This window comes from Egicoccus sp. AB-alg6-2, from assembly GCF_041821025.1.
Classification (GTDB): Bacteria; Actinomycetota; Nitriliruptoria; order Nitriliruptorales; family Nitriliruptoraceae; genus Egicoccus.
In genome coordinates, this window is sequence record NZ_JBGUAY010000008.1 from 55,445 (window position 1) to 80,068 (window position 24,624).

At 71.9% G+C, this 24,624-nt stretch carries 23 protein-coding genes and 1 pseudogene; 11 read left to right on the plus strand and 13 right to left on the minus strand.

What is annotated here, in order from left to right:
• Window positions 1-76 precede the first annotated feature (76 nt).
• Window positions 77-1,450, minus strand: coding sequence for a sensor histidine kinase (locus tag ACERMF_RS15165; RefSeq protein ID WP_373669961.1), 1,374 nt, complete (start codon window positions 1,448-1,450; stop codon window positions 77-79).
• On the minus strand, window positions 1,447-2,130 hold the full coding sequence (gene mtrA, locus ACERMF_RS15170) for an MtrAB system response regulator MtrA (protein ID WP_373669962.1): 684 nt from the start codon (window positions 2,128-2,130) through the stop codon (window positions 1,447-1,449). Before mtrA ends, ACERMF_RS15165 begins: the two co-directional genes overlap by 4 nt.
• A 145-nt stretch (window positions 2,131-2,275) precedes the next feature.
• Between mtrA and ACERMF_RS15175 the strand changes: the two genes are divergently transcribed.
• The 3 genes from ACERMF_RS15175 to ACERMF_RS15185 all read left to right on the plus strand — a co-directional run bounded on the left by ACERMF_RS15175 (window position 2,276) and on the right by ACERMF_RS15185 (window position 5,564).
• Window positions 2,276-2,665 carry a VOC family protein gene (locus ACERMF_RS15175; protein ID WP_373669963.1) on the plus strand — a complete coding sequence of 130 codons (390 nt, stop codon included), beginning with the start codon at window positions 2,276-2,278 and terminating at the stop codon, window positions 2,663-2,665.
• Between the two features lie 731 nt (window positions 2,666-3,396).
• Entirely contained in the window at window positions 3,397-4,398 is a 1,002-nt protein-coding gene (locus ACERMF_RS15180) for a response regulator transcription factor (RefSeq protein WP_373669964.1), read from the plus strand.
• A 101-nt stretch (window positions 4,399-4,499) separates the two neighbouring features.
• Window positions 4,500-5,564 (plus strand): trans-aconitate 2-methyltransferase, encoded by a 1,065-nt coding sequence (locus ACERMF_RS15185; RefSeq protein WP_373669965.1) that lies wholly within the window; start codon window positions 4,500-4,502, stop codon window positions 5,562-5,564.
• 33 nt (window positions 5,565-5,597) lie between these two features.
• On the opposite strand, the gene ACERMF_RS15190 is transcribed toward ACERMF_RS15185, so the two are convergent.
• Both ACERMF_RS15190 and ACERMF_RS15195 read right to left on the minus strand, forming a co-directional pair.
• Window positions 5,598-5,984, minus strand: coding sequence for a VOC family protein (locus ACERMF_RS15190; RefSeq protein ID WP_373669966.1), 387 nt, complete (start codon window positions 5,982-5,984; stop codon window positions 5,598-5,600).
• Window positions 5,985-6,002: 18 nt separating this feature from the next.
• A complete protein-coding gene (locus ACERMF_RS15195; RefSeq protein ID WP_373669967.1) occupies window positions 6,003-6,932 on the minus strand; it encodes an SAM-dependent methyltransferase in 930 nt (309 codons plus the stop codon).
• 30 nt (window positions 6,933-6,962) lie between these two features.
• On the opposite strand from ACERMF_RS15195, the pseudogene ACERMF_RS15200 reads away from it, so the two are divergent.
• A pseudogene (locus ACERMF_RS15200) lies at window positions 6,963-7,297 on the plus strand (hypothetical protein); the annotation flags it as partial.
• Window positions 7,298-7,321: 24 nt separating this feature from the next.
• Here the strand turns inward: ACERMF_RS15200 and ACERMF_RS15205 are convergent.
• Window positions 7,322-8,026 (minus strand): hypothetical protein, encoded by a 705-nt coding sequence (locus ACERMF_RS15205; RefSeq protein ID WP_373669968.1) that lies wholly within the window; start codon window positions 8,024-8,026, stop codon window positions 7,322-7,324.
• A 170-nt stretch (window positions 8,027-8,196) separates the two neighbouring features.
• On the opposite strand from ACERMF_RS15205, the gene ACERMF_RS15210 reads away from it, so the two are divergent.
• A complete protein-coding gene (locus ACERMF_RS15210; RefSeq protein ID WP_373669969.1) occupies window positions 8,197-10,089 on the plus strand; it encodes a sensor histidine kinase in 1,893 nt (630 codons plus the stop codon).
• Window positions 10,086-10,763: a response regulator gene (locus ACERMF_RS15215; protein ID WP_373669970.1), complete on the plus strand. Its 678-nt coding sequence runs from the start codon at window positions 10,086-10,088 to the stop codon at window positions 10,761-10,763. The genes ACERMF_RS15210 and ACERMF_RS15215 overlap by 4 nt, the downstream gene beginning before the upstream one ends.
• Here the strand turns inward: ACERMF_RS15215 and ACERMF_RS15220 are convergent.
• Entirely contained in the window at window positions 10,755-11,651 is an 897-nt protein-coding gene (locus ACERMF_RS15220; RefSeq protein WP_373669971.1) for a hypothetical protein, read from the minus strand. The two genes, ACERMF_RS15215 and ACERMF_RS15220, sit on opposite strands and share 9 nt — an antisense overlap.
• Window positions 11,652-11,867: 216 nt before the next feature.
• On the opposite strand from ACERMF_RS15220, the gene ACERMF_RS15225 reads away from it, so the two are divergent.
• Complete coding sequence (locus ACERMF_RS15225; RefSeq protein ID WP_373669972.1) at window positions 11,868-12,611, plus strand: glucose 1-dehydrogenase; 744 nt, start codon at window positions 11,868-11,870, stop codon at window positions 12,609-12,611.
• 81 nt (window positions 12,612-12,692) lie between these two features.
• Here ACERMF_RS15225 and ACERMF_RS15230 read toward each other — a convergent pair whose 3' ends face one another.
• The 4 genes from ACERMF_RS15230 to ACERMF_RS15245 form a co-directional block, all read right to left on the minus strand.
• The gene (locus tag ACERMF_RS15230; RefSeq protein ID WP_373669973.1) at window positions 12,693-13,118 is read right to left on the minus strand and encodes an OsmC family protein; all 426 of its coding nucleotides are present in this window, start codon (window positions 13,116-13,118) and stop codon (window positions 12,693-12,695) included.
• A gap of 71 nt (window positions 13,119-13,189) precedes the next feature.
• Window positions 13,190-13,606, minus strand: a complete 417-nt coding sequence (locus tag ACERMF_RS15235) for a VOC family protein (RefSeq protein ID WP_373669974.1) — start codon at window positions 13,604-13,606, stop codon at window positions 13,190-13,192.
• Between the two features lie 66 nt (window positions 13,607-13,672).
• Entirely contained in the window at window positions 13,673-14,326 is a 654-nt protein-coding gene (locus ACERMF_RS15240; protein ID WP_373669975.1) for a hypothetical protein, read from the minus strand.
• A 152-nt stretch (window positions 14,327-14,478) separates the two neighbouring features.
• The gene (locus tag ACERMF_RS15245; protein ID WP_373669976.1) at window positions 14,479-15,036 is read right to left on the minus strand and encodes a hypothetical protein; all 558 of its coding nucleotides are present in this window, start codon (window positions 15,034-15,036) and stop codon (window positions 14,479-14,481) included.
• Between the two features lie 162 nt (window positions 15,037-15,198).
• On the opposite strand from ACERMF_RS15245, the gene ACERMF_RS15250 reads away from it, so the two are divergent.
• Window positions 15,199-16,917, plus strand: coding sequence for a hypothetical protein (locus ACERMF_RS15250; protein WP_373669977.1), 1,719 nt, complete (start codon window positions 15,199-15,201; stop codon window positions 16,915-16,917).
• Between the two features lie 9 nt (window positions 16,918-16,926).
• Here ACERMF_RS15250 and ACERMF_RS15255 read toward each other — a convergent pair whose 3' ends face one another.
• Window positions 16,927-19,080 (minus strand): ATP-dependent DNA helicase RecQ, encoded by a 2,154-nt coding sequence (locus ACERMF_RS15255; protein WP_373669978.1) that lies wholly within the window; start codon window positions 19,078-19,080, stop codon window positions 16,927-16,929.
• Between the two features lie 215 nt (window positions 19,081-19,295).
• On the opposite strand from ACERMF_RS15255, the gene ACERMF_RS15260 reads away from it, so the two are divergent.
• The gene (locus ACERMF_RS15260) at window positions 19,296-19,784 is read left to right on the plus strand and encodes a glutathione peroxidase (protein ID WP_373669979.1); all 489 of its coding nucleotides are present in this window, start codon (window positions 19,296-19,298) and stop codon (window positions 19,782-19,784) included.
• Window positions 19,785-19,802: 18 nt separating this feature from the next.
• Here the strand turns inward: ACERMF_RS15260 and ACERMF_RS15265 are convergent, their stop codons facing one another.
• A complete protein-coding gene (locus ACERMF_RS15265; protein ID WP_373669980.1) occupies window positions 19,803-20,879 on the minus strand; it encodes a 1-acyl-sn-glycerol-3-phosphate acyltransferase in 1,077 nt (358 codons plus the stop codon).
• A gap of 4 nt (window positions 20,880-20,883) precedes the next feature.
• Window positions 20,884-21,777: a patatin-like phospholipase family protein gene (locus tag ACERMF_RS15270; RefSeq protein WP_373669981.1), complete on the minus strand. Its 894-nt coding sequence runs from the start codon at window positions 21,775-21,777 to the stop codon at window positions 20,884-20,886.
• Between the two features lie 97 nt (window positions 21,778-21,874).
• Here ACERMF_RS15270 and ACERMF_RS15275 point away from each other — a divergent pair, with 97 nt between their 5' ends.
• On the plus strand, window positions 21,875-23,212 hold the full coding sequence (locus ACERMF_RS15275; protein WP_373669982.1) for a hypothetical protein: 1,338 nt from the start codon (window positions 21,875-21,877) through the stop codon (window positions 23,210-23,212).
• Window positions 23,213-23,327: 115 nt separating this feature from the next.
• Window positions 23,328-24,563 (plus strand): EAL domain-containing protein, encoded by a 1,236-nt coding sequence (locus tag ACERMF_RS15280; protein ID WP_373669983.1) that lies wholly within the window; start codon window positions 23,328-23,330, stop codon window positions 24,561-24,563.
• Window positions 24,564-24,624: the final 61 nt, after the last annotated feature.

Genomic DNA, 24,624 nt, shown 5'->3' on the forward strand with positions numbered 1-24,624 from the left:
GTTGCACTGCCTCGGTGCCGGAAGAGCACCTGTCCCTAGCGTCGGTCCGCCGCGTCACGGGCACGTCCGTGCCGTGTCACAGATCCGTAACGACCTCGACGGGCAGCCGGAGCTCGATCACCAGGCCGCCCCCGTCGCGGTTGTGTGCGGTCACCGACGCACCGAGCACCCGGGCGTGCTCGCGCACGATCGCGAGCCCCAACCCGCTCCCGCCCGATCCGCGGGAGGTGTCCGCCTTGGTGAAGCGGTCGAAGATGCGCTCGAGTTCGTCCTCGGGCACGCCGGGCCCCGTGTCCGCCACCGCGACGTGGAGCAACGTCCCCTCCAGCCAGGCGGACACCGTCACCTGCGCCCCATCGGCGTGGGTGGCGGCATTGTCGACCAGGTTGGAGACGATCCGCTCCAGGCGTCGTCGATCGGTACGCACCACGCAGCCGGCCGGCACCTGCACCGTTGCCTCGGGGAGCCGTCTGGTGACCACCGCATCGAGGAATTTCGTGACGTCCACGTCGTACAGCTCGACCTCGGCGGTCGCCGCGCGTTCGCCGGGGGTCTGAGTCGCATCCAGGCGTGAGAGCTCGAGCAGTTCCTCGACCAGGTCGCGGAGCCGTCGCACGTCGGCGTCCAGGAGTTCGACGACGCGGCGGCTGTCGGGGGGGAGTCGCTCGAGCTGGGCCGACAGCTCGGCGGCCTCGTGGACCAGCGCGGTCACCGGTGTGCGCAACTCGTGCGAGACGTCGGCCACGAACCGTCGCTCGCGTGTCCGGGCCGCCGTCAGCTCCGCCACCGTGTCGGCCAGCGACCCGGCGAGCCGACCACCGCGCCACCCGGCGATCGCGCCCAGCACCATCAGCAGCAACGAGGCTCCGGTGAGCACCAGCCTGAGCTGCGACAGCGCGTTCTCCGTGTCGCTGACGTCGGTCAGGAAGTAGAAGTCCGGTCCGGCGGGCGGGCGGCGGGCGGCGGCGACGAGGTGCGGGATCCCGTCGATCTCGATCCGCTCCGCGGCCACGCTGCCGGCCTCGACCAGTGCGCGAAGTTCGGCGGAGACCACCTCCGGCGCGTTCACCACGTCGAGGCCGGACACGAAGTCGTCGCCAGCGGCGGTGCCGAGGTCGACGTAGACATCGAGGTCGCGACGCTGGAAGTCGTCGGCCAGCCCGGACGCCTCGATGTCGCCGGGACGCACGTTCTCCGGCAGCCGCTCGGTGGCCAAGACGCCGACGTTGAACCGTGCCTCCTCGACGGCCCGCTCGAGCACCTCCGAGCGCAACGACCGTGACACCGCGACGAATGCGAGCATCGACAGCGCCAGCGAGGTGATCGCGACCACGGCGGTGACCGTCAGGACCAGCCGGCGGCGAACCCTGCGGCCGGCACGATGGCGCACCCGGTCGTGGTTTCGCGCCGCCGGCACGGTGGCAGGTCGCGCCGTGTCGCCACGGGTCATCGGCGAGCTGCCCGGTAGCCGACGCCGCGGACCGTCTCTATGAGGTGCGGGTGAGACGGCTGCGCCTCGATCTTGGCGCGTAGACGCTGAATGGTGGCATCCACCAGCCTGGAGTCACCGAGGTAGTCGTAGCCCCACACCAGTTCGAGCAGCTGCTCGCGTGAGAGGACGTTGCCCGCGTGGCGGGCGAGTTCGGCGAGCAGCCGGAACTCGGTCGGGGTGAGCTCGATCCGCTCCTGGCCCCGGGCGACGGTGTGGGCAGCCACGTCGATCCGCACGTCGCCGACCTTCAGGACGTCGTCGCTGCGGTCACCGCCACTCGCTCGCCGCAGGGACGCGCGAACGCGGGCGACCAGCTCCGCCATTTCGAAGGGTTTGGTCACGTAGTCGTCAGCGCCGGACTCGAGCCCGACTACGACGTCGAGCGTGTCGGAGCGGGCGGTGAGCATCACGACGGGGACTGCCGACGCCCCGCGGATCGCCTTGCAGACCTCAAGCCCGTCCATCCCGGGCAGCATCACGTCGAGCACGACGGCGTCGGGCCGGTCCGCCCGGAACCGGGCGAGCCCCTCGTCGCCGGTCGCGGCGGTCAGGACCTCGAAACCGGCATTGCGCAGCCCGCGTTCGGTCAGCTCACGGATCGAGGCATCGTCCTCGACCACCAGGATTCGCGCGTCCATCCCTGCGGTGCCCGTCCTCGGTGTTCACGGTGCCGGACCGACGATCCGGCCCGCGAGGTCGGCGACCTCACGCGACAGTGTCGCCGGTAGGCGCCCGTTCGTGTGGTACGCCTCTCGTTCACGGTCAGCGAACGGGAGTCCGGGCATGGTGGCACGCGTCTCGCACACGACGTTGAACGGTCTCGACGCCTACGAGCTGTCGGAGTGGTGGAAGCGCGTCCTCGACTACACCGACGTGCCCGGTGATCCGAACGCGCCAGGTCACGAGGAGTGCATGATCGTGGACCGTCGAACGGGACACCGCCTGCTCTTCATCGAGGTCGAGGAGCTGCAGGATCCGGTCGGCCGGATCCATCTCGACCTCGCGCCGACGGATGTGACCCGGGACGAGGAGATCGAGCGGGTGCTCGACCTGGGCGCGCGAGAGGTCGCCGACCGACGACGGCCGGACGGCTCGGGCTGGATGGTGCTCGAGGATCCGGCGGGGAACCAGTTCTGCATCGTTCGCAGCGACGCGGAGCGCGAGGGCCGCTAGCCGCCGTTGGGAACTCGTGCCAGCCGCCCTGGTTGGGGACGTTCCCGGCGTCTAGGGTGGCTGCAGACGGTTGGGATGGCGGATGGGCGACACGCGTCCAGCGGCCCGCGAGGCCTACCGAAGGTGTGACTGGCAGGCGGCGCGGGACGGGTTCGTTGCTGCCGCCTCGAGCGACGAGCTGTCGGCCGATGACGCCTTCGCCCTCGCCGATGCGGCCTGGTGGCTGGGACGGGTGGACGAATCGCTGTCCGCCGGCGAGCAGGCCTACCGCCGATATCTCGCAGGGGACCGGCCGGATCAGGCGGCCATGGCCGCGATCCACATCGCCGTCGACCTGCTGCTTCGAGGCGACGAGGTGGTGGGCTCGGGATGGATCCAACGGGCGCAACGTCTGCTCGAGGATCGGCCGGACAGCGCCGAACACGGCTACCTGACCTACCTGCTCGAGGTCGAGGCGGCGCTGGGGGGACCTGCGTTCGACGAGGTCCACGCAAGCGCCGCCAGGCTCGTCGAGCTCGGTCGTCGCCACGGAGACGTCAATCTCGTCGCTCTGGGGATCCTCGGGCAAGGGCGTGCACTCGTGAAACAGGCGCACGTCGACGAGGGCCTGGCCCTGCTCGACGAGGCGATGCTGGCCGTGCTCACCCGAGCAACTCAGCCCGGCGTGGGCGGGGAACATCTACTGCCACCTCATGTCCGCGTGCCACGAGCTGGGCGACGTCCGTCGCGCCGTGGCGTGGACACAGGCAACGGCGAGCTGGCTGGAGAAACTGCCGGCGGCCGTGCTGTTCACGGGTATCTGCCGGGTCCACCGGTCCCAGGTGTTGCAGGCGACCGGTGGTTGGGACGAGGCCGAGCTCGAGGCGGCCAAGGTCTGCGAGGACCTCGAGCACATCCACGTGGCCAGTGCCGCTGAAGCGCACTACCAGGCGGGCGAATTGCGGCGATTGCGAGGTGATCTCGCCGGTGCCGAGCTGGCGTACGAGGAAGCTCGTGCACGTGGCCGGGATCCCCATCCCGGTCTCGCGCTGCTGCAGCTGGCACGGGGCGAGGTCGAGGTCGCGGTCGCGGCCATCACGACCGCGGTCGCCAGCGTCGAGGATCCGTTGGCGCGGGTGCGTCTGCGCGCCGCACAGGTCGAGATCGCGCTCGCGGCCGGGGACCGTGACGTCGCCGACGCAGCGTGCGCCGAGATCGCCGACCTCGCCGGCCGCTACCGCAGCGGCGGCTTCGTCGCCCTCCAACAGATGATCCACGCCGCCTGCCTGCTCGCCAACGGGCGCCCGGAGGAGGCGTTGCCGTCCGTGCGCTCCGCCTCCCGCTCCTGGCGCCGGCTCGGAATGCCCTACGAGGCCGCCCGCACCGGCGTGCTCGCGGCCCACGCATGCGCGGCCCTCGGCGACCTCGATGGTGCGCAGCGCGAACTGGAGATGGCAGGGGCCGTCTTCGCACGTCTCGGTGCCGCCGGCGACGCCGCGACGGTTGCCAACCTGCGGACCAGCATGCGCACCCCGGCCCCGGCGCCCGACGGACTCACCGCACGTGAACTGGAGGTGTTGGCGGAGGTCGCATCCGGCCGTACCAACCGAGACATCGCCCGGCGGCTGTACATCAGCGAGAAGACGGTGGCGCGCCACCTGTCCAACATCTTCGTGAAGCTCGACTGCTCCTCACGGACCGCCGCAGCGGCCTACGCCTACGAGCGCGGCCTCACGCCGCGTGCAGATGGGTAGAACGACCCACGCAGCCAGGTCGAAGTTGGGTGGATCCTCCGAAGCCTGTCGGCGCGTCCACTCGTAGCGTGTTGTCACACGACTGAGTCGAGGAGACGACGATGACGGCCACCGCACCCCCCGACGCCGACCGGCTGCAGGCATTCGTCGACCGCTTCGCCGCTGACCAGGCGGCAACGATGCACGCGGCGACGATCGTCGTCGGTGATCGGCTCGGGCTGTACCGCGCGCTCGGCGAGCTCGGGCCATGTATCCCCTCGCAGCTGGCGGCGGTGTCTGGCTGCCATCCGCGCCTGGTGCAGGAGTGGCTCGGCGCCCAGGTCGCCAGTGCCTACTGCGAATACGATTCGGCCTCGGGACACTACTGGCTGACGCCGGAGCAGCGCGCCTGCCTCGCGGACCCGGCCAACCCGATCCACCTCGTCGGCGGAGCGATCGCGGCGAGTTCGACCCACCACGACGTGGACCTGGTCGTGCGGGCGTTCGCTGGTGACGGTGGCATCGGGTGGGACGAACACCACTCGGACCTGCACGTCGGTACCCAGCGCTTCTTCGCGCCGGTCTACCGCGGCAACCTGGTCCAACGCTGGATCCCCGCACTCGACGGCGTCCACGACCGGCTCACCGCTGGTGGCAAGGTCGCGGATGTCGGCTGTGGGCACGGGGCCGCGCTCATCCTGTTGGCCGAGGCGTACCCGGCCTCGACCTTCGCCGGGTTCGACTACCACCCGGCCTCCATCGACGCCGCCAGGAAGGCGGCCGCCGAGGCGGGCGTCAGCGACCGGGTGACCTTCGAGGTGGCCGGTGCCGACGACTTCGCCGGGGACGGCTACGACCTCATCTGCGTCTTCAACGCGCTGCACGAGTGGGGGGACCCGGTCCGGGGTGCGCGGCACATCCGTGAGGCGCTCGCCTCCGACGGTACGTGGATGTTCACCGAGCCGCGCACCGACGACGAGTTGATCGAGAGCGTGCGCGCCAGGACGTTCTACTCCGTGTCCACCTTCGTCTGCACGCCGAGTGCGCTGTCCCAGGAAGGGAAGCTCGCCCTGGGTGCCCAAGCCGGCGAGGCCGCGCTCGCGCGTGTCGCGGAAGCGGCGGGTTACACCCGCTTCTGGCGCGCGACCGAGACCCCGGCGTTCATGGTGCTCGCCGCCCGCCCGTGATCGCGCCGCCGGCGCTGCTTGGGCTCGACACGCTCAGGCGCGGAATGCCGTACGGTGCCAGCAGAGGCAGAACGGGTGGCCGGCCGGGTCGGCGTAGACCTGCCAGCCCTCCTCGGCGTCGAGGTCGTCGGCCGCCTGCAGCAACCGCGCTCCCAGCCCCATCACCTCGTCGTGTGCCGTCTGGAAGTCGTCGACCCACAGGTCGACGTGGACCTGCTGCGGTGGCGACCCGTCGGGCCAGCGCGGCGGGACGTGGTCGGGCGCGAGTTGCACACCGATGCGCGGCACGCCGTCCGCGTCCAGCACCATGTGCCAGTCGTCGTCCACGTCCACGGTCCCGCCGTAGACGGCGGCCCAGAACGAGCTCTCGGGCTCGAGTTCCGCCGCGTCGAACGCGACGACCTGAAAGCGGATGTCCACGATGTCCTCCCGGTCCCGTCAGCGCCGGCTCGACGCGTCGTCGACGTCGAGGATGGCACAGGTCAACTCGTGCTTGTTCTGGTCGAGGTGGAACAGCTGGGCGTTCGGTAGTGCAGCGAACTGTGCCGCCACGGCGTGGTCGGTCGCGCCCTGGAACTTCACCGTGCAGACGAGGTTGCGCACCCCGCCGGCGTCGAGCCAGCGCGTCACCAGCTCGAGCAGCCGGTCCGGGTAGGCGATGATGTCGCTGCACCACCAGTCGAGCGGTCCGAACGCGGTCGGCTCCAGCGCGAACGCCGAGCCCTGCGACCAGGTCACGTTCGGTAGCGCGGTGACGTCGTCCGCGAGCGGTGCCTTGTCCACGGCAACGACGTCCGCGCCGGTCCGTGCCAGCAACCAGGTCCAGCCGCCGGGCGCGGCACCGAGGTCGAGGCAGCGGTCACCCGGTGCGGGCTGGCGCCGCAGCCGCGCGAAGGTCTCCCACAGCTTCAGGTAGGCGCGACTCGGTGGTCCGCGCCGGTCCTCCACGAACTGCGGGACGCCGTTGGGAAACGGCACGGCGCAGTCGGCCGCCGCCAGGACGAGGTCGCGGTTCAACAGCGTCCATGAGCCGAGCGGTGCGTCGGGCGCCACCTCACCGAGCTCGAGAGGCCGGGCCGAGACATGGGGGAGCTTGTCGGCGATCAGCTCGGCACGTCCCCGGAGCGTCGGCGCGTACACGGTCCAGTTGCGTTGCCGTTGACGCAACTCGCGGGCCGCATGTCCGATGGAACGGATCTCGATCCGCTCGGCGTCCCACCAGGTGTTGGCCGCCCATGCGGCGTGCACCGGCGGGCTCTCGCTGATCCGCAGCCGGCCGTGCATCTCGTTCACGGCGACGCCCGCGAGGCGGAGCTCCTCGTCGAGTTCTGCCTCGAAGTCCTCGGCGGCGAGATAGGCCGTCGTCACGGTGCTCCCGTCGTCGTATGCCAGCGCCTCATGGAAGCAGAACGGCGGCGACCGACGGCGGGGTTCGCCGAGGCGGTCGAGGCGATCTACCCGCTCGCGTACACGCTGAAGTTCGCGAGCAAGAACGACCTCGGGCGTGACTATGTCGTCCCACCGCTCGAAGGCCTGTGGTCAGCCGACGACATGGACGCGTTCACCGTGTCGCGCGACAAGTCGCGGTGGGGCTGGACGCTGTTGCTGATGGTCCCGAGTGGATCGGCCCCGAGCTGTTCGCCGCCGCGCTCGAGCAGATCGGGGCCAAGGACCCGCCGCCGCGGCTCGGCGACGTCCGCCTCGAACCACTGGCCGAGGGGCGGTGCGTGCAGGCGGGCGCGTAGACCGGCCCCGGGTCAGGCCGTCGCGGCGACGGGCTGGGTACGTGGCGCGGCCGGGTCGACGGCTCCTCGAAGCATCGCCGACGCCGCCGGTGCGAGGCCGGTGACCAGCAGCACGGTCCAGATCGCCGATGTCGCGGGTGTGGAACCGGCGACGACGAACAGGACAGTCCCCGCGACGAGGCACAGCGTGGCCCACAGCGGGATCACACGCGCCCGGCGGAGTCCGACCGCCTGCGGGATGGTGGCAAGCAGTCCGACGAGGTACAGCGGCACGAACAGCGCCATGATGAACGCATTCGACTCGGCCGCGAGCGTGAGTTCTGCGGCGGTCGTCAGGTCGTCGTGCGCAGCGAACACCTGCGACATGGCGAAGTGGCCGACGAGGTGGACCACCTGTCCGAGCGCGAACAGCATCGCCAGCACGGCCCCGGTCCACGCCCAACGCGGTGCACGGGCGACCGAGATCCGCCAGATGGCGAGCAGCGCGGGGATCGTGAGGAGCATCGCCACGTAGAACAGGTAGGAGGCCACCACGAAGGTCGCCCGGTTGGCGTTGATCATCGCCAGGCTGGCGGTGGCTTCCTCGATGCCGTACTCCCCGACGATGCCCGCCTCCGTCGGCGGGTCGGCCACCATGCGAACCTGGTCGCCGATGCCGAACAGCAGCGGCGCGAGCACGATGCTGGCGCCTCCAACGATGCGTACGGTCCGTCCCATCTGGTCCTCCGATGCCGGCGACGGCCCGCCCGCCGCTGAGGACTCGAGCATGCGCCCGACGCGTCGACGCCGCGTCCGCCGACCCGCACCGATCGCGCTCGCTTCTCGGTGGACCGCGGGTCATCCTCGAGACGGACGCGTCGGACCGGGCACCTCGTTATCGTCGGTTCATGAACCTGCCCTTGGGACGTGACGAGGCCGTGTTGGCGCTGGCCTGCGGCGTCTGGGCCGGCTACTTCCTCGCGATGGAGGTTCCCGGATCGGTCCCCGCCGCGGCGTTGGTCGCCGCCGGCGCGTCGGCCTACCGGCGGCGACCGGTGCTCGCAGCGTTGGCACTGGCCGCCCTATCCATCGCGCTCCAGGGAATCGTGGGCCTGTCGGGTGAGAATCCCGGATTGCTGGCCGCCTGGTTCGTCGCGGTGTACGGCCTCGGCCGCCACACCGTGCCGGGACGCGCCATCGCCCCGCTGACAGCGCTCGTCGTCGCGGTCGCGGTCGCCGATCCCACCGCGCCGACGATCCTGTTCGGCTGCGTCCTGCTCGGCTCGGTGTGGTCGTTCGGGGCGGCCGTCCGCCGGCGGACGGAGGCGGCCCACCGGGCGGCGCTCGCGGCCGACCAGCTGGCGCAGGTCGATCCCGCCGCGCGGGCGGCACAGGCCGTGGCGGAAGAGCGGGCGCGGCTGGCCGGGGAGACGCTGGCCGTCGTTCGTGCGGCCGTCGTGACGATGCAGGCGCACGCGGAGGCCGCGGCCGCCGCACTCGACCCGGCCCACCTCGAGGCGATCCAGGTCGAGGGTCGCAGGGCGACGAGTGAACTGCGCCGACTGCTCGGCCTGCTGCGATCGGCACCCGATTCCGGCGCCCCGGCACCACGGCCGACTGCGCGGCCGGCGTGGCTGGGACTCCTTCTCGCGGCGGTCGGGCTGATGGCGCTGTGTCAGCTCGAGATCGTCGTCACCCCCGATGCGGTCGCCCCGCTCTCGGCGAGCACGGTCGGGCTGTCGTTGCTGCTGAGTGCGACGGTCGGACTGCGGCGACCCGACCCCGGGTTGGCCTGTACCGCGGCGACCATGGCGCCGACGCTGGCGCTGGTGGCGGGGCTGACACTGCCCTACGGGCTGTGGACCGGGGTGGCCGCCGGTCTCCTGGGCTGGTCTGTCGGCACCCGGGGGCACCTGCGCGATCGGGCCGCTCTCGGACTGTTCGCGGGCGTGCTCGTCTTCGACGTGCAGCGGCACCACCCGGGGAACGAGGCGATGATGTTGGTGGTGATCGCACTCGCCGTGGTCGCCGGCCACCTGTGGGCGCTGCGTGGCCACGACGAACGATCCGCCACCGACCAGGCCGCAGCACTACGCGCGGAGCACGAGGCCGCGACCGAGCGTGCCGTCCGCGCCGAACGGCTCCGGGTGGCCCACGAACTGCACGACGTCACCAGCCATGCCGTCGGGGTGATGGTCCTCCAGGCCGGCGGGGCGGCCGCGATGCGCGAGCAGGATCCCGATGCGGCCGGCGTCGCGGTCGCGAACGTGCGCGCCGCCGGGACGCAGGCACTGTCGGAACTCGAGCTGCTGTTCGGACTGCTCGACGCCGGCGCCATCGGACCGTCCGGGTTGGCGGCGACGAACGCACCGGCAGGGCTGCGGCAGCAGGTCGAGGCCCTGGTGACGCGCATGCAGGCCGCCGGGCTCCGGGTCACGCTCAGCTGTGAGGGAGCGTTGCCCGAGCAGGCGGGCGTGGCAGCCACGGCGTACCGCGTGGTGCAGGAGGCGTTGACCAACGTGGTCCGTCACGCCCCGCGTGCCCGTGCAGCGGTGGAACTGACGGCGCGAGCGGGTGTGCTGCAGGTGACCGTGCGCAACGACGGCGCGCCGCGGCCACCGACGACGGCGGAGGGACCAGGGTTCGGGCTGGTCGGACTGGAGGAACGCGTGCGGGCCGACGGGGGTGAGCTGATCGCGGCTCCCGACGCCGCAGGGGGCTTCGTGGTCCAGGCACGCCTGCCGTTGGCAGCGCCGCCGGACCGCCCGGCACCGGCCGATCCGGCGGAGGCCCGCTCGTGATACGTGTGGTGATCGCCGACGACCAGGACCTCATCCGCGGCGGTCTCCGGGCCATCCTCGACGCCGAACACGACATCGAGGTGGTGGCCGAGGCCACCGACGGCAGCGCCGCCGCATCCGCAGCCGCCGTCCACGAAGCCGACGTCGTGCTCATGGACATCCAGATGCCAGGCAGCGATGGCATCGATGGCACCCGCGAGGTCATCGGCCGGCGCCCACAGGCGCGGGTGCTCGTCATCACCATGTTCGACCTCGACGAATACGTCTTCGACGCGCTGCGTGCCGGTGCCAGTGGGTTCCTGCTCAAGACCACGGCACCCGCCGAACTCGCTGCCGCCGTGCGGGCCTGCCACGGCGGGGAACTGCTCTTCGCCCCCACGGTGACCAGGCGACTGGTGGAGGCCTATGTCCGCCACCCACCCGCACCACAGGGGCTGCCGGCCACGCTCCGGGGCCTCACCGACCGCGAACTCGACGTCTTCCGCGCGCTGGCGAGGGGTCGCTCCAACGCCGAGATCGCGGCCGAGCTCCACCTCGGTGAAGCCACCGTCAAGACCCACGTCACCCGCATCCTGGCGAAGCTCGGGCTCCGCGACCGCGTCCAGGCCGTCGTCCTGGCCTACGAGAGCGGCCTGGTCGCCCGCAGCGACTCGGGCGGGTTCGGGTCAGCCTGACCAGACGCCCGGTCGCAACCAGGGGGAGGAGACCGCGCGCATCCTTCGGGCGCCGACCACGAGCCACGCGAGGCAGACGGTCACGATCGCCGACCACACCATCGGCTCGCCGGCATCAACCGGCGCGCCGGACACCGCGACGAACGCGTTCATCGACAGCAACGCCAGACCGAGTGTGAGGGTCTTGACCAGCACGATGGCGGCGAGCACCGGCGCCACGGGATGCTCCCGCAGGAGCAGGACGCCGGTGAGCACGAGCAGCGGAAGGACGATGCCGAGGTCGAGGACGTGCACGATGCTGGGGATGTCGTAGGTGAACAGGCTGTCGGGGACACCGCCGGGCCAGACCGCGAGGATGTCGGTCAGCCACAGCGTCGCGAACAGGCCGGCGACGACGAACAGGAACCACGCCAGACCGCGCCGGGGGAGTGCGGTGAACGCATCGGCGGTGGCGGCCGGTTGCAGCCGAACCAGGCCGTTGACGAACCCGTAGGTCGCCAGACCGATGGCGGCGATGTAGAGCAGCAGCGCGTCGTTGTACGGCGCGACGACGTACATCAGGTAGGTGTAGGCCACGTACAGGCAGACCGCCAGCCACACGATGTGGCCGCGCAACGACCCAGCCCGTGCGCGAAGGGCCCCCCAGACCAGCGCGGCTGTCGCGAGCAAGGTGACCAGGTCCTGACCGCGCAGTGTCTCGGGCAGGGTGGGCCGCACCCCGTCGGGAGCCCGGTAGGCGCCTTCGATCAGCAGCCCGTACGAGGTGGCGAGCAGCAGGATGGCGCCCAGCAGCAGCGAGTACGCCAGCGGCAGGGGTCGTCCCGTCGACGTGTCGACCGGCCGCCGCCGCGTGGAGGGAGGAGCCGCCCGGGTCGCGGTGGTCGCCATGTCCGCCTCCGACGAACGCGTGCAGATCGGCCGCCGAGCGGAGGCTCGACGTCCCGTCGAGCCTCCCGCGCCGGAGCTCGTGACTCAAGGGTCCAAGGGCCTGATCGTGGCGGTCCAACGCACGCATGATGGAGGCGACGTCGCGGTGCGTGCGCGGCCACTCCCGGGCAGCGGCGACGCGGCGTGAGCGCGAAAAAAGCGCGAAGGAGGACGGTCATGACGAGGTTGGATGGAACGGTCGCCCTGCTCACGGGCGGGGCCCGCGGCATGGGCGCGGGCGAGGTGCGGCGCCTGGTGCAGGAGGGCGCGAAGGTCGTCATCGGCGACGTCCTCGACGAGGAGGGCGAGGCACTGGCCGCCGAACTCGGCGACGCGACCCGATTCGTGCACCTCGATGTCCGTGACTCGGCCTCGTGGGCCGCGGCGCTCAAGGCGACCCACGAGGCGTTCGGGCCCGTGACCCTGCTGGTCAACAACGCCGGCATCCTCACGCAGGCGCCGGTGGACGCCACCGACGAGGCGGACCTCCGACGCATCTACGACGTCAACCTGGTCGGTCCCTTCCTGGGCATGCAGGCCGTGGTGTCCGACATGAAGGCGGCCGGCAAGGGCGTGATCATCAACGTCGCATCGGCAGCCGCGATGGTTCCCATGCCGATGCTCGCCGCCTATGCCTCGAGCAAGTGGGGCCTGCGCGGCCTGACCAAGTGCGCGGCGATCGATCTCGGTCGCTACGGCATCCGCGTGAACGCCGTGCACCCAGGAGCCGTCCGGACCCCCATGACCGCGGGTGTGCCCGAGGAGATGTTCGAGATCTACGCCGTCCCGCGCATCGGTGAACCCGAGGACATCGGCGCCATCGTGGCGTTCCTCGCCAGCGACGAGGCGTCGTTCATCACCGGCGGCGACTTCGTCGTCGACGGTGGGATGGTACTCGGCCCGTTGCCGCAGGCCGGCTGAACTCGCCGAGACCAGGTGTCGCCCCGCCGATCGCAGGCGGGGCGACCCGGTCGGTCACCACCAGCATGACCGCGCCCGTGATCACCCGGAGACGCGCACGGTGACGGGCGTTCCGGCCTCGACGGTGCGGCTGACCGTGCAGGTGCGGTCGTGCGAGGTGCGTGCCGCACGGGGGAGGAGTTCGCGTGCGCGGTCACCGTCTTCGCCCTCGGGAAAGGCGATGTCGAACGTCAACCGGATGTCGCGCAGGATGTTGCCGACCTCGTCACGCGCCTTCTCGGCCTCGACGACCACCTCGAACCGTTCGGGGGCGGCGCGGCGGCCGGTCACCACGTCCACGTCGACCGCGGAGCAGCCGCCGATCGCGGCGAGGAGGAGTTCGACCGGCGAGAAGCCGGTCTCGTCCATGCTGCCGAACGTCAGTTGCGCACCCTTGGCGTTGGTCGCCCGGTACACGCCCGTCTCGAGCCGCTCGAGGGTCACCTGCCGGTGGTCGTCGCCGGTCATCTCGTCTCCGTCGTCGTGGCGCCGACTCCAGCCGGCGCTACGACGAACCTACTGCCGGCCCGTCGACCGGTTCAGGAGGAAGCGTCGGCGATGTTGACCATCCAGTGCATGCCGAACCGGTCGATGCACATGCCGAAGTAGTCGCCCCACGGCGCCTTCGCCAGCGGCTCGACCACCGTTCCTCCGTCGGCCAGGGCGTCGTAGTAGCCACGCAACGTCGGCTCGTCGTCTCCGCTCAGCGACAGTGAGATCTGCGAGCCGTCGGACATCTCCATCGAAGCGGGCAGGTCCGCTGCCATCAGCACCAGACCACCTTCGGCCTCCAGTTGGCTGTGCATGATCTTGTTCGCTTCCGCGGGGTCGTCGCTGACCCCGAAGGATTCGAAGGTGTCCATCGTCAGTTCGCCGCCGAAGACCTGCTGGTAGAAGGTCATCGCCTCGCGGGTGCGGTCACGGAAGTTGATGTAGGGGTTGAGTCGAACGGTCACGTCGGTCTCCTTCGGGTGGGCGGGCGTGGCCCGCCGTCCAGTAGGGACGCGGAGCGGGGCGAAGACTCATCGGTCGGCGACGTTCTCGTCGCGATCGGCCGGGCGGGGTCGGCGAGGTAGGGGCGACGCCCGTGCGTTCTCGTGACGCCGGCTGGTCCACCAACCGATCGTCAGCCCGCCCACGAGGTTGGCGATCAGATCCCGTGCAGTGTTGTCGTACCCGCCCACCTGGTGTTCCTCCAGGACCAGGGTGAGCAGGTACTCCGCGATCTCGTTGATGGCGCCCGCGCCGCAGGCACCGAGCACGACGATCCACACCGTCAGAGCGCGGTCGCCCGGCGACGGCGCGATACGAGGCCGGAGCGACTCCCAGACCGCACGTCCGACGAACCCGAACCCCACGGCGTGCTGCACGTTGTCGTAGCGGATCAGGCCGTCGACGAGCCAGACCTGGTACAGGATCCCGTCGCCGACCGCGACGAGCCCGCCCGCGAGGTGCCCGAGCGCGAACACCACCAGACCCCAGATGGTCGTTCGGGAGAGTCGGACCCGCCGGTGGACCGCCACGACGATGCCTGCGCCCACCGCCACCATGAACGCGTAGACCGGCCAGTTGCCGTGCCCCGATGCGATCCCTGTGCCCAGGAGCGCCAGGCTGCCCGTCGCGGCGACGGCGACCGGTGCGGCATTCGCCCGCAGCGTGCTCGTGACCGGTTCCATCGCCGCCTCCGACTCATTGGCGACGTTGCCAGATGCGGCGCCGGCTCGCGGGCACTTCCGCGCGCGGGTGCATGGCGACCGCCCCGGTCAGCGGTGCGTTCGTCGGGAACCGTCCGCGGCGGGCGAGCGCCGTCAGCGACGGGCGAGCGCCGTCAGCGACGGGGATCGAAGCGCTCGACGAGTCCGCTGACGAGGTTGGTCGGCCGCTGCTGCTCGCCCATCTTGGAGGCGAGCGCGATGTTGAGGCCGGTCAGCACCGGGACCACCCACTGCACGACCTGCAGCTGCCGCTGCGTCGCCGCCGGGCCCTCCGGGGTCTCGGCAGCCGGCTCGACCGCGGAGTCGACCGGGACAGGTTGGTCGTCGCCGATGCGCCGGCCCAAGACCGCGGCGTAGACGTCAGCGCCCAGTGCCGCGGCGAAGACGCCGGTCTTCGCGACGTTGACCGCCATGGCGCCCCGCTGGGTCGTCAGCCGGCCCTTGTTGCCCCACAGCAGCGCGATGCTGCCCACGACGTGGGCGAGGATCGCGGCCAGCTTCCACGGCTGCCACGCCTTCCAGCCGACGTCCGCGACCCGCACCCGGTCCTCGCTGGAGGACAGGGCGCCCGAGGCGCCGTGCAGTCCGACGGCGCCCATGAGGGACCCGCCGAACCAGGCGGCGGCGCCGACGTCGTGCAGGATTCGGGCGGTGGTCTGGTCGGACGCCACGGCGTCTCCTCGCGTTGTCGGACGTCGAGTATCTGCCCGCGCCAGCCGTCGGGACGGCGCGCCGGGTGCCGTTGGTACCGCCTCCCTTCGCCGGTAGGCGTCCACCGGCCGCGGCAAGGCGTAGGTTGTCGCGCTCGTCCGCCGCCGACGTCACGGGTCCGCATGTCCGCGATCGAAGCAACCGGCGACGCCGGCGACGGGGTCGCCGACACCGTCGTGGCCAGGATCGAGGCACGCCGCGTCTCGGCGCGTCGGGGCCTGGCGGCGACGGTCGATCGGCGCGAGCAGGCGTACCGTGAGCTGGTGAACTCGCCGGATCCGGTGGATCAGGCGATCGCACGGGTCTACCGCGACTTCCTGGTCCAGGTCGAGCAGGTGCAGCGCTCCGAGGCGGCCATGCTGCTGGCCGCCGACATGGACGGCGACACGGTCGTCGGACGCGTCGCCGTGTTCGACGAGGACCGTGAACTGCTCGTCGTTCCCTGGCACGCGCCCGAGGGGCAGCGCCAGCTCACGGCCCGGCAGCGCCTGATGATCACCGAACGCGGCGACCAGCCGCTGGCCGTCCACCGACTGACCGCCGACGCGGACGCGCTGGCCGAACGCATCCGCGGCGGGATGCGGGCCGCGGCACGGCGCGAGGAGATGTCCGATCCGCTGGCCACCCTGACCAGCGAACAGGGCGAGGCACTGGAAGCCATCGGCACTGCCCGCGGTGACGTCGTCCTCACCGGACCGCCCGGGAGCGGGAAGTCGGCCATCGTGCTGGTCGAACTGGCGCGTCGGGTCCTGTCCCATCCCGATCCACACACGCTGCGGGTGCTGTTCGTGACCGGTTCGCCACGACTGGCGCAACGTGCGGAGGTGCTCGGGCGCCTGCTCGGTGTCGCCTCGATCACCCCGGTCCCGCAGGCGGAACTCGGACGGTTGCTCGGGACCGGCGCCGGACCGACGCCGATCGCCGGGCAGCACCCGGGCGCCGACGGGGCCGACGTCCCCGAGGCCATCGCCGGCGCGTTCGAGGATCTGCGCGGACGGCTCGCCCGGCCCGATCCCATCCCGCACCCCCTGGGCTCCGTCGACCCGCACGAGGTGCTGGCGGTGCGGAACTGGCGTGCCCGCGCCGGCAGCAGCACCTACACGCAGGTCGCCAAGGGCCTCCGGCGTGACCTCGCCGCGGAGTACGCGCGGCTGATCCCCGGTCCAGCGACGGCGGCTCGCGCCGAAGCGGCCGCCGAACGGCTGCGACCCGTGCTCACGCCAATCGAACTGGTCCGACGTGCGCTGGGGGAGCGCACGCTGCCGCAGGCGCTGCGCCGGGCGGCCACCGCGTGCGCGCGGTCCCTGCTCGAGACGCCCGCCGGCCAGTCGGCGGCCGACTGGGACCTGGTCGTCGTGGACGAGTACCAACGGCTGCCCGGCCTGTACCTGTGGCTGCTGCGCCGCAGAGCGGGTCAGCTGGTGCTGTCGGGTGACCCGCACCAGTCCTTCACCGACGAGGACGTCGAGGTCACCGCGGCGGCGACCGCGGTCGCCCTGACGACCAGTCTCCGGCTGCCAGCAGCCATCAGCACCTGGATCGACCGGTTCTGGCTCGAGCACGGTCTGCCGCAACCGGGCATCCGGTCGGCCGCCGTCGGCGGCGAGGTCCGTACGTCGGCGGGTGCCGCCGAACGCGCGGGTCCCCACGCGCAGGTCCTGGCGCCCGCCGGCCTGGCTGCGCAGAACGACCGCTGGCTGAGCCCGCTGGACGCACTCGGGCTCGAATGGCCCGAGGTCGTGCTCCTCGGTCCCGAGCGCATCCTCGCCGAGCACGGCCCACCGGGACTCTTCGTCGCGGCCACCCGAGCCATCGACCTCCTCACCCTCGACCCCGGGTGACGGGTGCCTTCAGCTGGCCGTGGTCGAGGACAACACCAGCGGCATGACGGGGCCCGCGCCCTGCTCGGCGAGGAGTACGGCCGCGACCGTCAGTGTCCACCCCGACATCGTCAGGGCGTCCACCAACAGCACCGGTCCCTCCGGCGCGGCGTCGGTGACCTTCAGCGCGCTGAGGGCGTTGGCGGCCTGGAACGCCGAGTTGGCGAACCGGTCCTGCGGCGGGGTGTCGACCTTGGCCAGTACGTCGTGGCGGACCGGCAACCGTCCGAGTTCGCCGAGCCGGTCGGCCACGGCGCGGGTGAGCTCGCCGTAGGTCGCCGAGGGCATGGTCACGATGGTGCGGGGGCGTTGGGGCCAGTCCCAGCGTGCGAGCAGCTTCACGCAGCCGTCCACCACCTCGGCGAAGGCGTCGTGGCCGCTCAGCTGCGCCCGGTCGCCGCCGGCTCGCGCCAGCTCCAGCAGTTCGGACACGGGCTGGCCGTAGCCGGAAGCGTCGTTGCCGGCCAGGGCGCGACCGGGCGCCGCCTGCAGGTTCTTCGGCAGGTTGCCGCGCCGCTCGTGCCCGAGTTGGTCGAGGCCGCTCGGCCAGCGTCGCCGCGGCAGAACCGGCAGTTCACGGTTGCGCACGTGGTTGCGTGCGGCCGCCAGGACCTCGTCGTCGAGCGGTACCTCCAGGGGGGTACCGGTGCACCGTCCGCAGCGGCCGCACGGCTCGGCGGCCGGGTCGTCGAGCGCCGCCGTCAGCAGCTGCATGCTGCAGCCGTCCGTCGCCGGATCGAGATAGCGGCGCATCACCTCGTGCTCCGCGCGGCGGCCGTCGAGCAGACGCTGATAGCGGTCGTCGTCGTGCCGGTAGGGCTGCCCGGTGGCGAGGTAGCCGCCCGCCACCCGCTCCACCACCCCCTCGACGTCGAGCACCTTCAGCAACAACTCCAGGCGGGTGCGCCGCACGTTGACGGCCGTCTCCAGCGAGGGCAGGGAGCGCGGCTCGGAAGCGTCCAGGGCCGCCACGATCTGCTCGACCTCGGGTGGGGTCGGGATGCCGGCCACGTCGAAGTGGTGCCACAACCGCTCGTCGGTCGGCGTCGGCAACACCACGATGTCGGTCGGCTCGCCGCCGCGACCGGCCCGACCGATGGCCTGGTAGTAGGCGACCGGCGACGACGGCGCTCCCAGGTGGATGACGAACCCGAGGTCCGGCTTGTCGTAGCCCATCGACAAGGCCGTGGTCGCGACGACCCCCGCGACCTGGTTCGCCTTGAGCGCGTCCTCGAGGTCGGCGCGCTGCTGGGTGTCGAGGTGGGAGGTGTAGGCGCGCACGTCGTGGCCGGTCTCGACGAGGAACTCGGCGACCCGGTTGGCCTCGGCGACCGTCAGCGTGTAGATGATGCCGGCGCGGCCGGCCGGGGCACGGGTGGCGAGGTAGCCGGCGATCCACGCCAGCCGCTGCTCGTGGCTGGGCAGGTCGACGACGTGCAACGCGAGGGTGTCGCGGGCGAGCGCGCCACGCAGGACCGTGACGGGGACCTCCGCGTCGTCGGGGTGGTTGCCGAGCTGGTCCGCGACGTCGGCGACCACCCGGTCGGTCGCCGTCGCGGTGCATGCCAGCACCGGCACCGCGGTGTCCCGGGCGGCCGCCAGCTGTCCGAGGACGTCACCCAGGCGCCGGTAGTCGGGGCGGAAGTCGTGGCCGTGATCGGAGATGCAGTGCGCCTCGTCGATGACCAGCATGCCGATGCTGGCGACCAGCCGGTCCAGGATCTCGGCCCGGAAGCGGGGGTGGTTGAGACGCTCGGGCGAGACCAGCAGCAGATCCACCGATCCCTCGACGACCTGCTGCTCGATGGCCTGCCAGTCGTCGACGTTGGTGGAGTTCACCGTTTCCGCCCGCAGTCCCATGCGTCGTGCGGCCGCCAACTGGTCGCGCATGAGCGCCAACAGCGGGGAGACGATCAGCGTCGGGCCGGCGCCCTGCTCGCGCAGCAGCCGGGTCGCGATGAAGTACACCGCCGACTTGCCCCAACCGGTGCGCTGCACGACGAGGACCCGCGCGCGTCGGTCGACCAGCGCCTCGATGGCGCTGACCTGGTCGTCGCGCAGTCGGGCGTCCGGGCCCGCCAGCAGCGTCAGCAGGTCCTGGGCGAGGGCGCGGGTGGCTGGCAAGGAGACGTCCTTCGGGTGCGGCGGGCGACGGGCCCATGATGGCGGGGCGCTGGGACGCGCGCACGAATGGTGTCGCAGGGGTGTGGACGGCCACCGTCCCGGGACCGGCACCTCGACCGGCCCGCCTCAGCGGGTACGCCGGTTGGACACGTGCCGTGCCCGGCTGTACTACTCGCGCGCACGAACCCCGAGAGTGACCCGGCGAAGGGCCCACCTTGCACCTCCACGACATCCCCGTGCGCACCCTCGACGGGTCCCCCACGTCGCTGGCCGAGCACCGCGACGACGCCATGCTCATCGTCAACGTGGCCTCGAGGTGTGGTCTCACGCCGCAGTACGCAACGCTCGAAGCGCTGCACGAGCGCTACCGGGACCGCGGGTTCAGCGTGATCGGTGTGCCGTGCAACCAGTTCGGTGGCCAGGAGCCGGGGACGGCCGAGGACATCGCCACGTTCTGCTCGACCAGTTACGGCGTCACCTTTCCCTTGCTCGACAAGACCGACGTCAACGGTCCCGGACGTCACCCGCTCTACGAGGTGCTGACCGGGCACGCCGACGAGCAGGGCGAGGCGGGCGACGTCCAGTGGAACTTCGAGAAGTTCCTGGTCGCCCCCGGCGGCGAGGTGGTCGCGCGCTTCCGTCCCACCACCCTGCCCGACAGCGACGAGGTCGTCCGCGCGATCGAAGCGGTCCTGCCCCGCTGATCCGGTTCGCGGCCGGCGTCACTCGGTCGGAGGCAGGGAGTCGGGTTCGACGACAGCGATGACCGCCGCGTCGGGGATGGCGTCGGGGCCATGACGGGCGAGGATCCAGGCGTCGATACGGCGCCACCACGCGTTGAGCCAGGCGGCCCCCTCGTCTCGGCTGGTGGGTACCTCCGCCGCCGGGACGCGCCACGCCTCGATCTCGACCGCGGCGTCCATCGGCAGACCGCGCCACAGGTCCACGACGCTCGAGAGGTCCTCGAGTCCCGTGTGCGCGACGAAGATCACGTCCGCCGTCGGGGCGGCGGTCAGCGCCGCCAGCGCGCCACCGGCGCGCGGCCTCAGGACGTGTCGCATCTCGCGCGCCTGTTCGGCCTCGTCGTGCCGGCCGAGTTCCTCCAGCCTCGCGATCGAGTGCAGCCGACGGGCGTGGGTGAAGTTGCGTCCTTCGGGGAACAGCACCAGCGCGTCGCCGGGTGCCAGGTCGGTGGCGAGCCTGCGGACGGCCTCGGTGCCGCTGCCCCGTGGCGCTGCGGTCGCGACGAAGTGGCTCGGCAGGCGGTTGAGCCCGATGTCGAGCGCCGGTGCCCACTGCAGCAGTTCGCGGAGCACGATCCGCGGTCGCAGCCCGCGCTGCAGCAGTCCGTGCACGAGCAGGAACGAGTCGCCCGGGCCCGCATGTCGGCTCAGCACCACCAGCGGCGCCTGCGGGTCGTCGGGGGCACCCGTGGCCCCGGCCGCGTCGTCGTCGAGGGTGATCTGCAGGTTGAACGTCCGGCGGGCCGTGTGCACGAGGGCGGCGAGGTAGTGCCGCATGATGGCGTAGTGGGCCGCCTGCCAACGGTCGTCGGCCAGACGTCGCCCGAAACCGCTGGCGACCCAGAGCCCGAACAGGGCGATCACGGCGGCGGTCTCGGCGGCGAGGAAGACGAGCACGAACAGCAGTAGTCGCAGTGGTCGCAACCGGCCGGGCAGCAGCGGCGAGGCGAAGGCGGCGACCATCAGCATCAGCGGCAACGTCGTCACCAGCAGCAGCGCCAACAGCGGCACGGCCGGCGCCAGGACGAGCCGACGTACCCACCGTGGCGGCAACATCGCGTCAGCCCTCCCTGGCGGCGGAGCGGGACTGCTCCACCAGGTAGGCCGACGAGGCGAGGTAGGCGGTCTCGATCCGTTCGGGTGCCTTCGAGGTGTCCCGGTAGCGGAACTGGGCCGGGTCGTTGTAGTCCATCCCGGTGGTGATCCCCGTCGGGAGCACGTGCACCTCGACGTCGTCGGGAACCCGCGCCATGGCTTCGACGAACCGGTGCCGCCGGGCGATCTCGAAGGCCACCAGGCCGACCTCCCAGGCCTTCGACGGGACGGTCAACGGTTGCTCGATCCGACCGACCTGCAGCACGTAGATGCGGCGTGCCCCCAGTTCGAGAGCGCGACCGACGGGGATGCTGTCGACCAGGCCGCCGTCGAGGTAGTGGTCGGTGCCGATGACGACGGGCGGAAGCAGGCCGGGGACGGCGGTCGAGGCCAGCAGCGCCTCGACGAGGGGTCCGTCGGTGAACCACTGCGCCGCGGCGCGTTCGATGCTGGCCGCCACGCACTGGAAGGGGAACGTCAGCTCGGCGAAGGCACGCGCCGGCAGATGGGCGAGCAGCAGCCGGCGCAGCCGAAGGTTGCCGTGCAGATGGGTCCGGCTGCGGGTCAGGGTGCTGGCGCGCTCGAGCAGCGACGCCTCGAACGGGTTGTAGGCGTCGAGGTTGGTCCACAGCTCGCGCAGGCGCTCGACGGCGTCGTCCGGCCCGGCCGCGAGCATGGCGCCGTTCATGGCGCCGACCGAGGAACCGACGACCAGGTCGGGTCGGACGCCGTGCTCCTGCAGCGCCTGCAGCATCCCGACCTGGACCGCACCGTGGACGCCGCCGCCGCCGAGCACGAACGCCACCTCGGGGGTGGGCGTCCGGGGCTCGTGGGCCGCGTCGTCGTCTCGGAGATCCATCGAGGCGCACCGTATCGCCGCCACGTCGTGCAACCCTTGCCGCGGCGCCGACGTCCCACCGGGACGAGGCGAGGGGAGCGGTGCGTTGCGGAGCGCGATGGCAGGGGTGGCGGCCGCGATGCTCGTGTTGGCGGGGTGCGGCCAGTCCGGGCCGCCGGTCCCCACCGTGGCCGCCGGCGATGGCGGCGCACCGGTGCCCTCCTGCGACGACGTGCCGGCCGTCCAGCCGCCCGCCGAACACCTGCGCGACGACCCGATCTACGTCGGCAACGAGCAGCCCGTCGAGGCGCTCGGCGCGTGGGCCCACGGCCGCGACGGTTTCGAGGAACTGTGGATCGACCGCGACCACCTCGGGTGGGTCGTCCTCGGGTTCAGCGACCACGCCGAGGCCGCCCAGGACGAACTGTCCGCCGAGTTCCCGGGCGTCGGGGCGGTGGTCGTCGAGGTGGAGCGCACGCTGGACGAGCTGCTCGCCCTGCAACGGCGGGTGCACGACCTCGACGTGGTCGGCGGAAGCTGGGCCTCGGTCCAGCACGGGGTCGTCGGCCTCGAGCTCGGCGCGCTCACCGACGACAAGATCGCCGCCGTGCAGGCCGCGTTCGGCGACCAGCCGGTGTGCATCACCGGTACCGATCCCGCCGTACTACCCCAGCCAGGGCCGCAGGCGCAGGCGGGCCCCGGATGGCGGCTGCTGGCCGACGAGGTGGCCGGAGAGCCCTACCGCACCGGCGTGGCCGCCGACCCGGACGGCTACGAGCGCCTGTGGCGCGCGATCGGGCTGCCGGGTCAGCTGCCCACGGTGGACTTCGAGACCGAGATCGTGGTCTGGTTCGGTGCCGTGTTCAGCAGCAGCTGTCCCGGCCTCCGCTTCGACGGGGTGGTGCACACGGGGGAACCGCCGCTGCTGCACGCCGTCATCGTGGACACCGACGACGCGGTCGCCTGCAACGCCGACGCCAACCCACGCGCCTTCGTCGTGGCGGTCGAGCGCGCCGCGCTGCCCGACGGGCCGTTCGCGGTGCAGCTCGGTGCCCAGGATCCGCCACCGGGCGCGCCGCAGGAGCGCACCCTGGTCGACGCGGACCTCCGCAGCCCTGGGGCGCCCCTGCCCGCCGATGCCGTCGGTCCCGACCCGGCCTTGGCCGCGCCGGCCGAGCCCACGGTGGGGCCCGGCGAGCACGTCGAGGTCGGCTTCCCGGTCGGCTACCGCTTCAACCTGCACTGCGGGCCACAGTGGCTCGGTCCCCTCAACGACGTGCTCTGGCGTACCGGGGTGACCGACACCCCGCAGGCGTGGCGTGACGCCATGGACGCGCACGAAGAGGCCGTCGTCGAGGTGATCGTCGGAACCGAGCCGCCCGTCCTGACCGCCACGGTCGCCGGGCACGCGCTGACCTATCACCCCACCGCCGACGAGCACCCGGGCTGCGACTGACCGGTCGGCGCTGCAGACGACGCTGGCGGTGTCCGAACGCCCCGCACCGCCTGCGTCCACCCCCGAGAACCGCCGACTACGGTGGTGCGTAACGCTGAGTGGTGGGGTGGGCGCGATGCGCAAGAGCGAGCAGCGGGCCTCGTGGCTGGCCGCGCATGCCGCCGCGCGGATCCTCGTCGTCGACGACGAGCCGACCAACCGCCAGTTGCTCGAGACGATGCTCCAGCTCGCCGGGATCGCCGAGGTGATCACGCTCGCGGATTCGCGCGAGGTGGTGCCGCGCTGCCTCGCGGAGCCCATCGACCTGGTGCTCCTCGACCTGCACATGCCGTACTACAGCGGCTTCGAGGTGCTGTCGGCGCTGCGTGCGCGCCTCCCAACCGACACGTTCCTGCCGGTCGTGGTACTGACCGGTGACACCGCGGGGGAGACCCGGTCCCGGGCCCTGGAGGCGGGCGCCTCCGACTTCCTGATCAAGCCGTTCGACATGACCGAAGTGGTGTTGCGGGTGCGCAACCTGCTCGACGCCAAGCACCTGCACACCCAGGTCCGCGCGCACAGCCAGGCGCTGGAGGCCCGCCTCGAGGAACGCGACCGCGCCGATCGTGAGCGCCGTGACCGGGATGCCCGCATCCAGGCCCGGATCGAGGCCGCCCTCGACGAACGCTGTCGTGGAACCGTCTACCAGCCGATCGCCGACCTCCGTAGCGGCGGGATCGTCGGGTTCGAGGCGCTGACCCGCTTCGCGGGCGAACCATGCCGCCCGCCCAACGAGTGGTTCGACGAAGCGGCGTCCATCGGCCGCGGAGCGGGACTCGAGCTCGCCGCCGGTCGTACGGCGCTGGCCGGGATGGAGCAGCTCGCCCCCGACGCGTTCATGTCCGTCAACTTCTCGCCGTCGACGGCACTCGAACGTGACCTGTTCGACCTGCTCATCGACCTCCCGGGTGAGCGGATCGTGCTGGAGCTGACCGAACACGACCGGGTCGACGACTACGCGCCCCTCGTGGAGGCGCTGGACGAGCTGCGGGCACACGGCGTCCGGATCGCCGTCGACGACGCGGGTGCGGGGTATGCCGGCCTGCGGCACGTGCTGCGGTTGCGTCCCGACGTGCTCAAGCTCGACGTGGCACTCACCCGGGACATCGATCGCGACCCCGCGCGTCGGGCACTGGCCACCGCCATGGTGGCCTTCGCCTACGAGATCGACGCCGATGTGATCGCCGAGGGCATCGAGACCGCCGAGGAGTTGCGCACCCTCCGTGACCTGGGTGTGCCCCTGGGCCAGGGCTATCACCTGGCCCGGCCCGACAGCCTGCCGCTGACCGCCACCTCCCTGGCCGCCTGCTGAGCCGACCGGGACCGCCGACGTCCTGGTCGGCCAGTACCGTCGCCGACCGGTGCCCAGGGAG

Coding starts and splice junctions, on each gene's coding strand:
- ACERMF_RS15165 (WP_373669961.1), bottom strand. CDS start 1,450: ATGACCCGTGGCGACACGGCGCGACCTGCCACCGTGCCGGCGGCGCGA.
- mtrA (WP_373669962.1), bottom strand. CDS start 2,130: ATGGACGCGCGAATCCTGGTGGTCGAGGACGATGCCTCGATCCGTGAG.
- ACERMF_RS15175 (WP_373669963.1), top strand. CDS start 2,276: ATGGTGGCACGCGTCTCGCACACGACGTTGAACGGTCTCGACGCCTAC.
- ACERMF_RS15185 (WP_373669965.1), top strand. CDS start 4,500: ATGACGGCCACCGCACCCCCCGACGCCGACCGGCTGCAGGCATTCGTC.
- ACERMF_RS15205 (WP_373669968.1), bottom strand. CDS start 8,026: ATGGGACGGACCGTACGCATCGTTGGAGGCGCCAGCATCGTGCTCGCG.
- ACERMF_RS15210 (WP_373669969.1), top strand. CDS start 8,197: ATGAACCTGCCCTTGGGACGTGACGAGGCCGTGTTGGCGCTGGCCTGC.
- ACERMF_RS15220 (WP_373669971.1), bottom strand. CDS start 11,651: ATGGCGACCACCGCGACCCGGGCGGCTCCTCCCTCCACGCGGCGGCGG.
- ACERMF_RS15225 (WP_373669972.1), top strand. CDS start 11,868: ATGACGAGGTTGGATGGAACGGTCGCCCTGCTCACGGGCGGGGCCCGC.
- ACERMF_RS15230 (WP_373669973.1), bottom strand. CDS start 13,118: ATGACCGGCGACGACCACCGGCAGGTGACCCTCGAGCGGCTCGAGACG.
- ACERMF_RS15240 (WP_373669975.1), bottom strand. CDS start 14,326: ATGGAACCGGTCACGAGCACGCTGCGGGCGAATGCCGCACCGGTCGCC.
- ACERMF_RS15250 (WP_373669977.1), top strand. CDS start 15,199: ATGTCCGCGATCGAAGCAACCGGCGACGCCGGCGACGGGGTCGCCGAC.
- ACERMF_RS15265 (WP_373669980.1), bottom strand. CDS start 20,879: ATGTTGCCGCCACGGTGGGTACGTCGGCTCGTCCTGGCGCCGGCCGTG.
- ACERMF_RS15270 (WP_373669981.1), bottom strand. CDS start 21,777: ATGGATCTCCGAGACGACGACGCGGCCCACGAGCCCCGGACGCCCACC.
- ACERMF_RS15275 (WP_373669982.1), top strand. CDS start 21,875: ATGGCAGGGGTGGCGGCCGCGATGCTCGTGTTGGCGGGGTGCGGCCAG.
- ACERMF_RS15280 (WP_373669983.1), top strand. CDS start 23,328: ATGCGCAAGAGCGAGCAGCGGGCCTCGTGGCTGGCCGCGCATGCCGCC.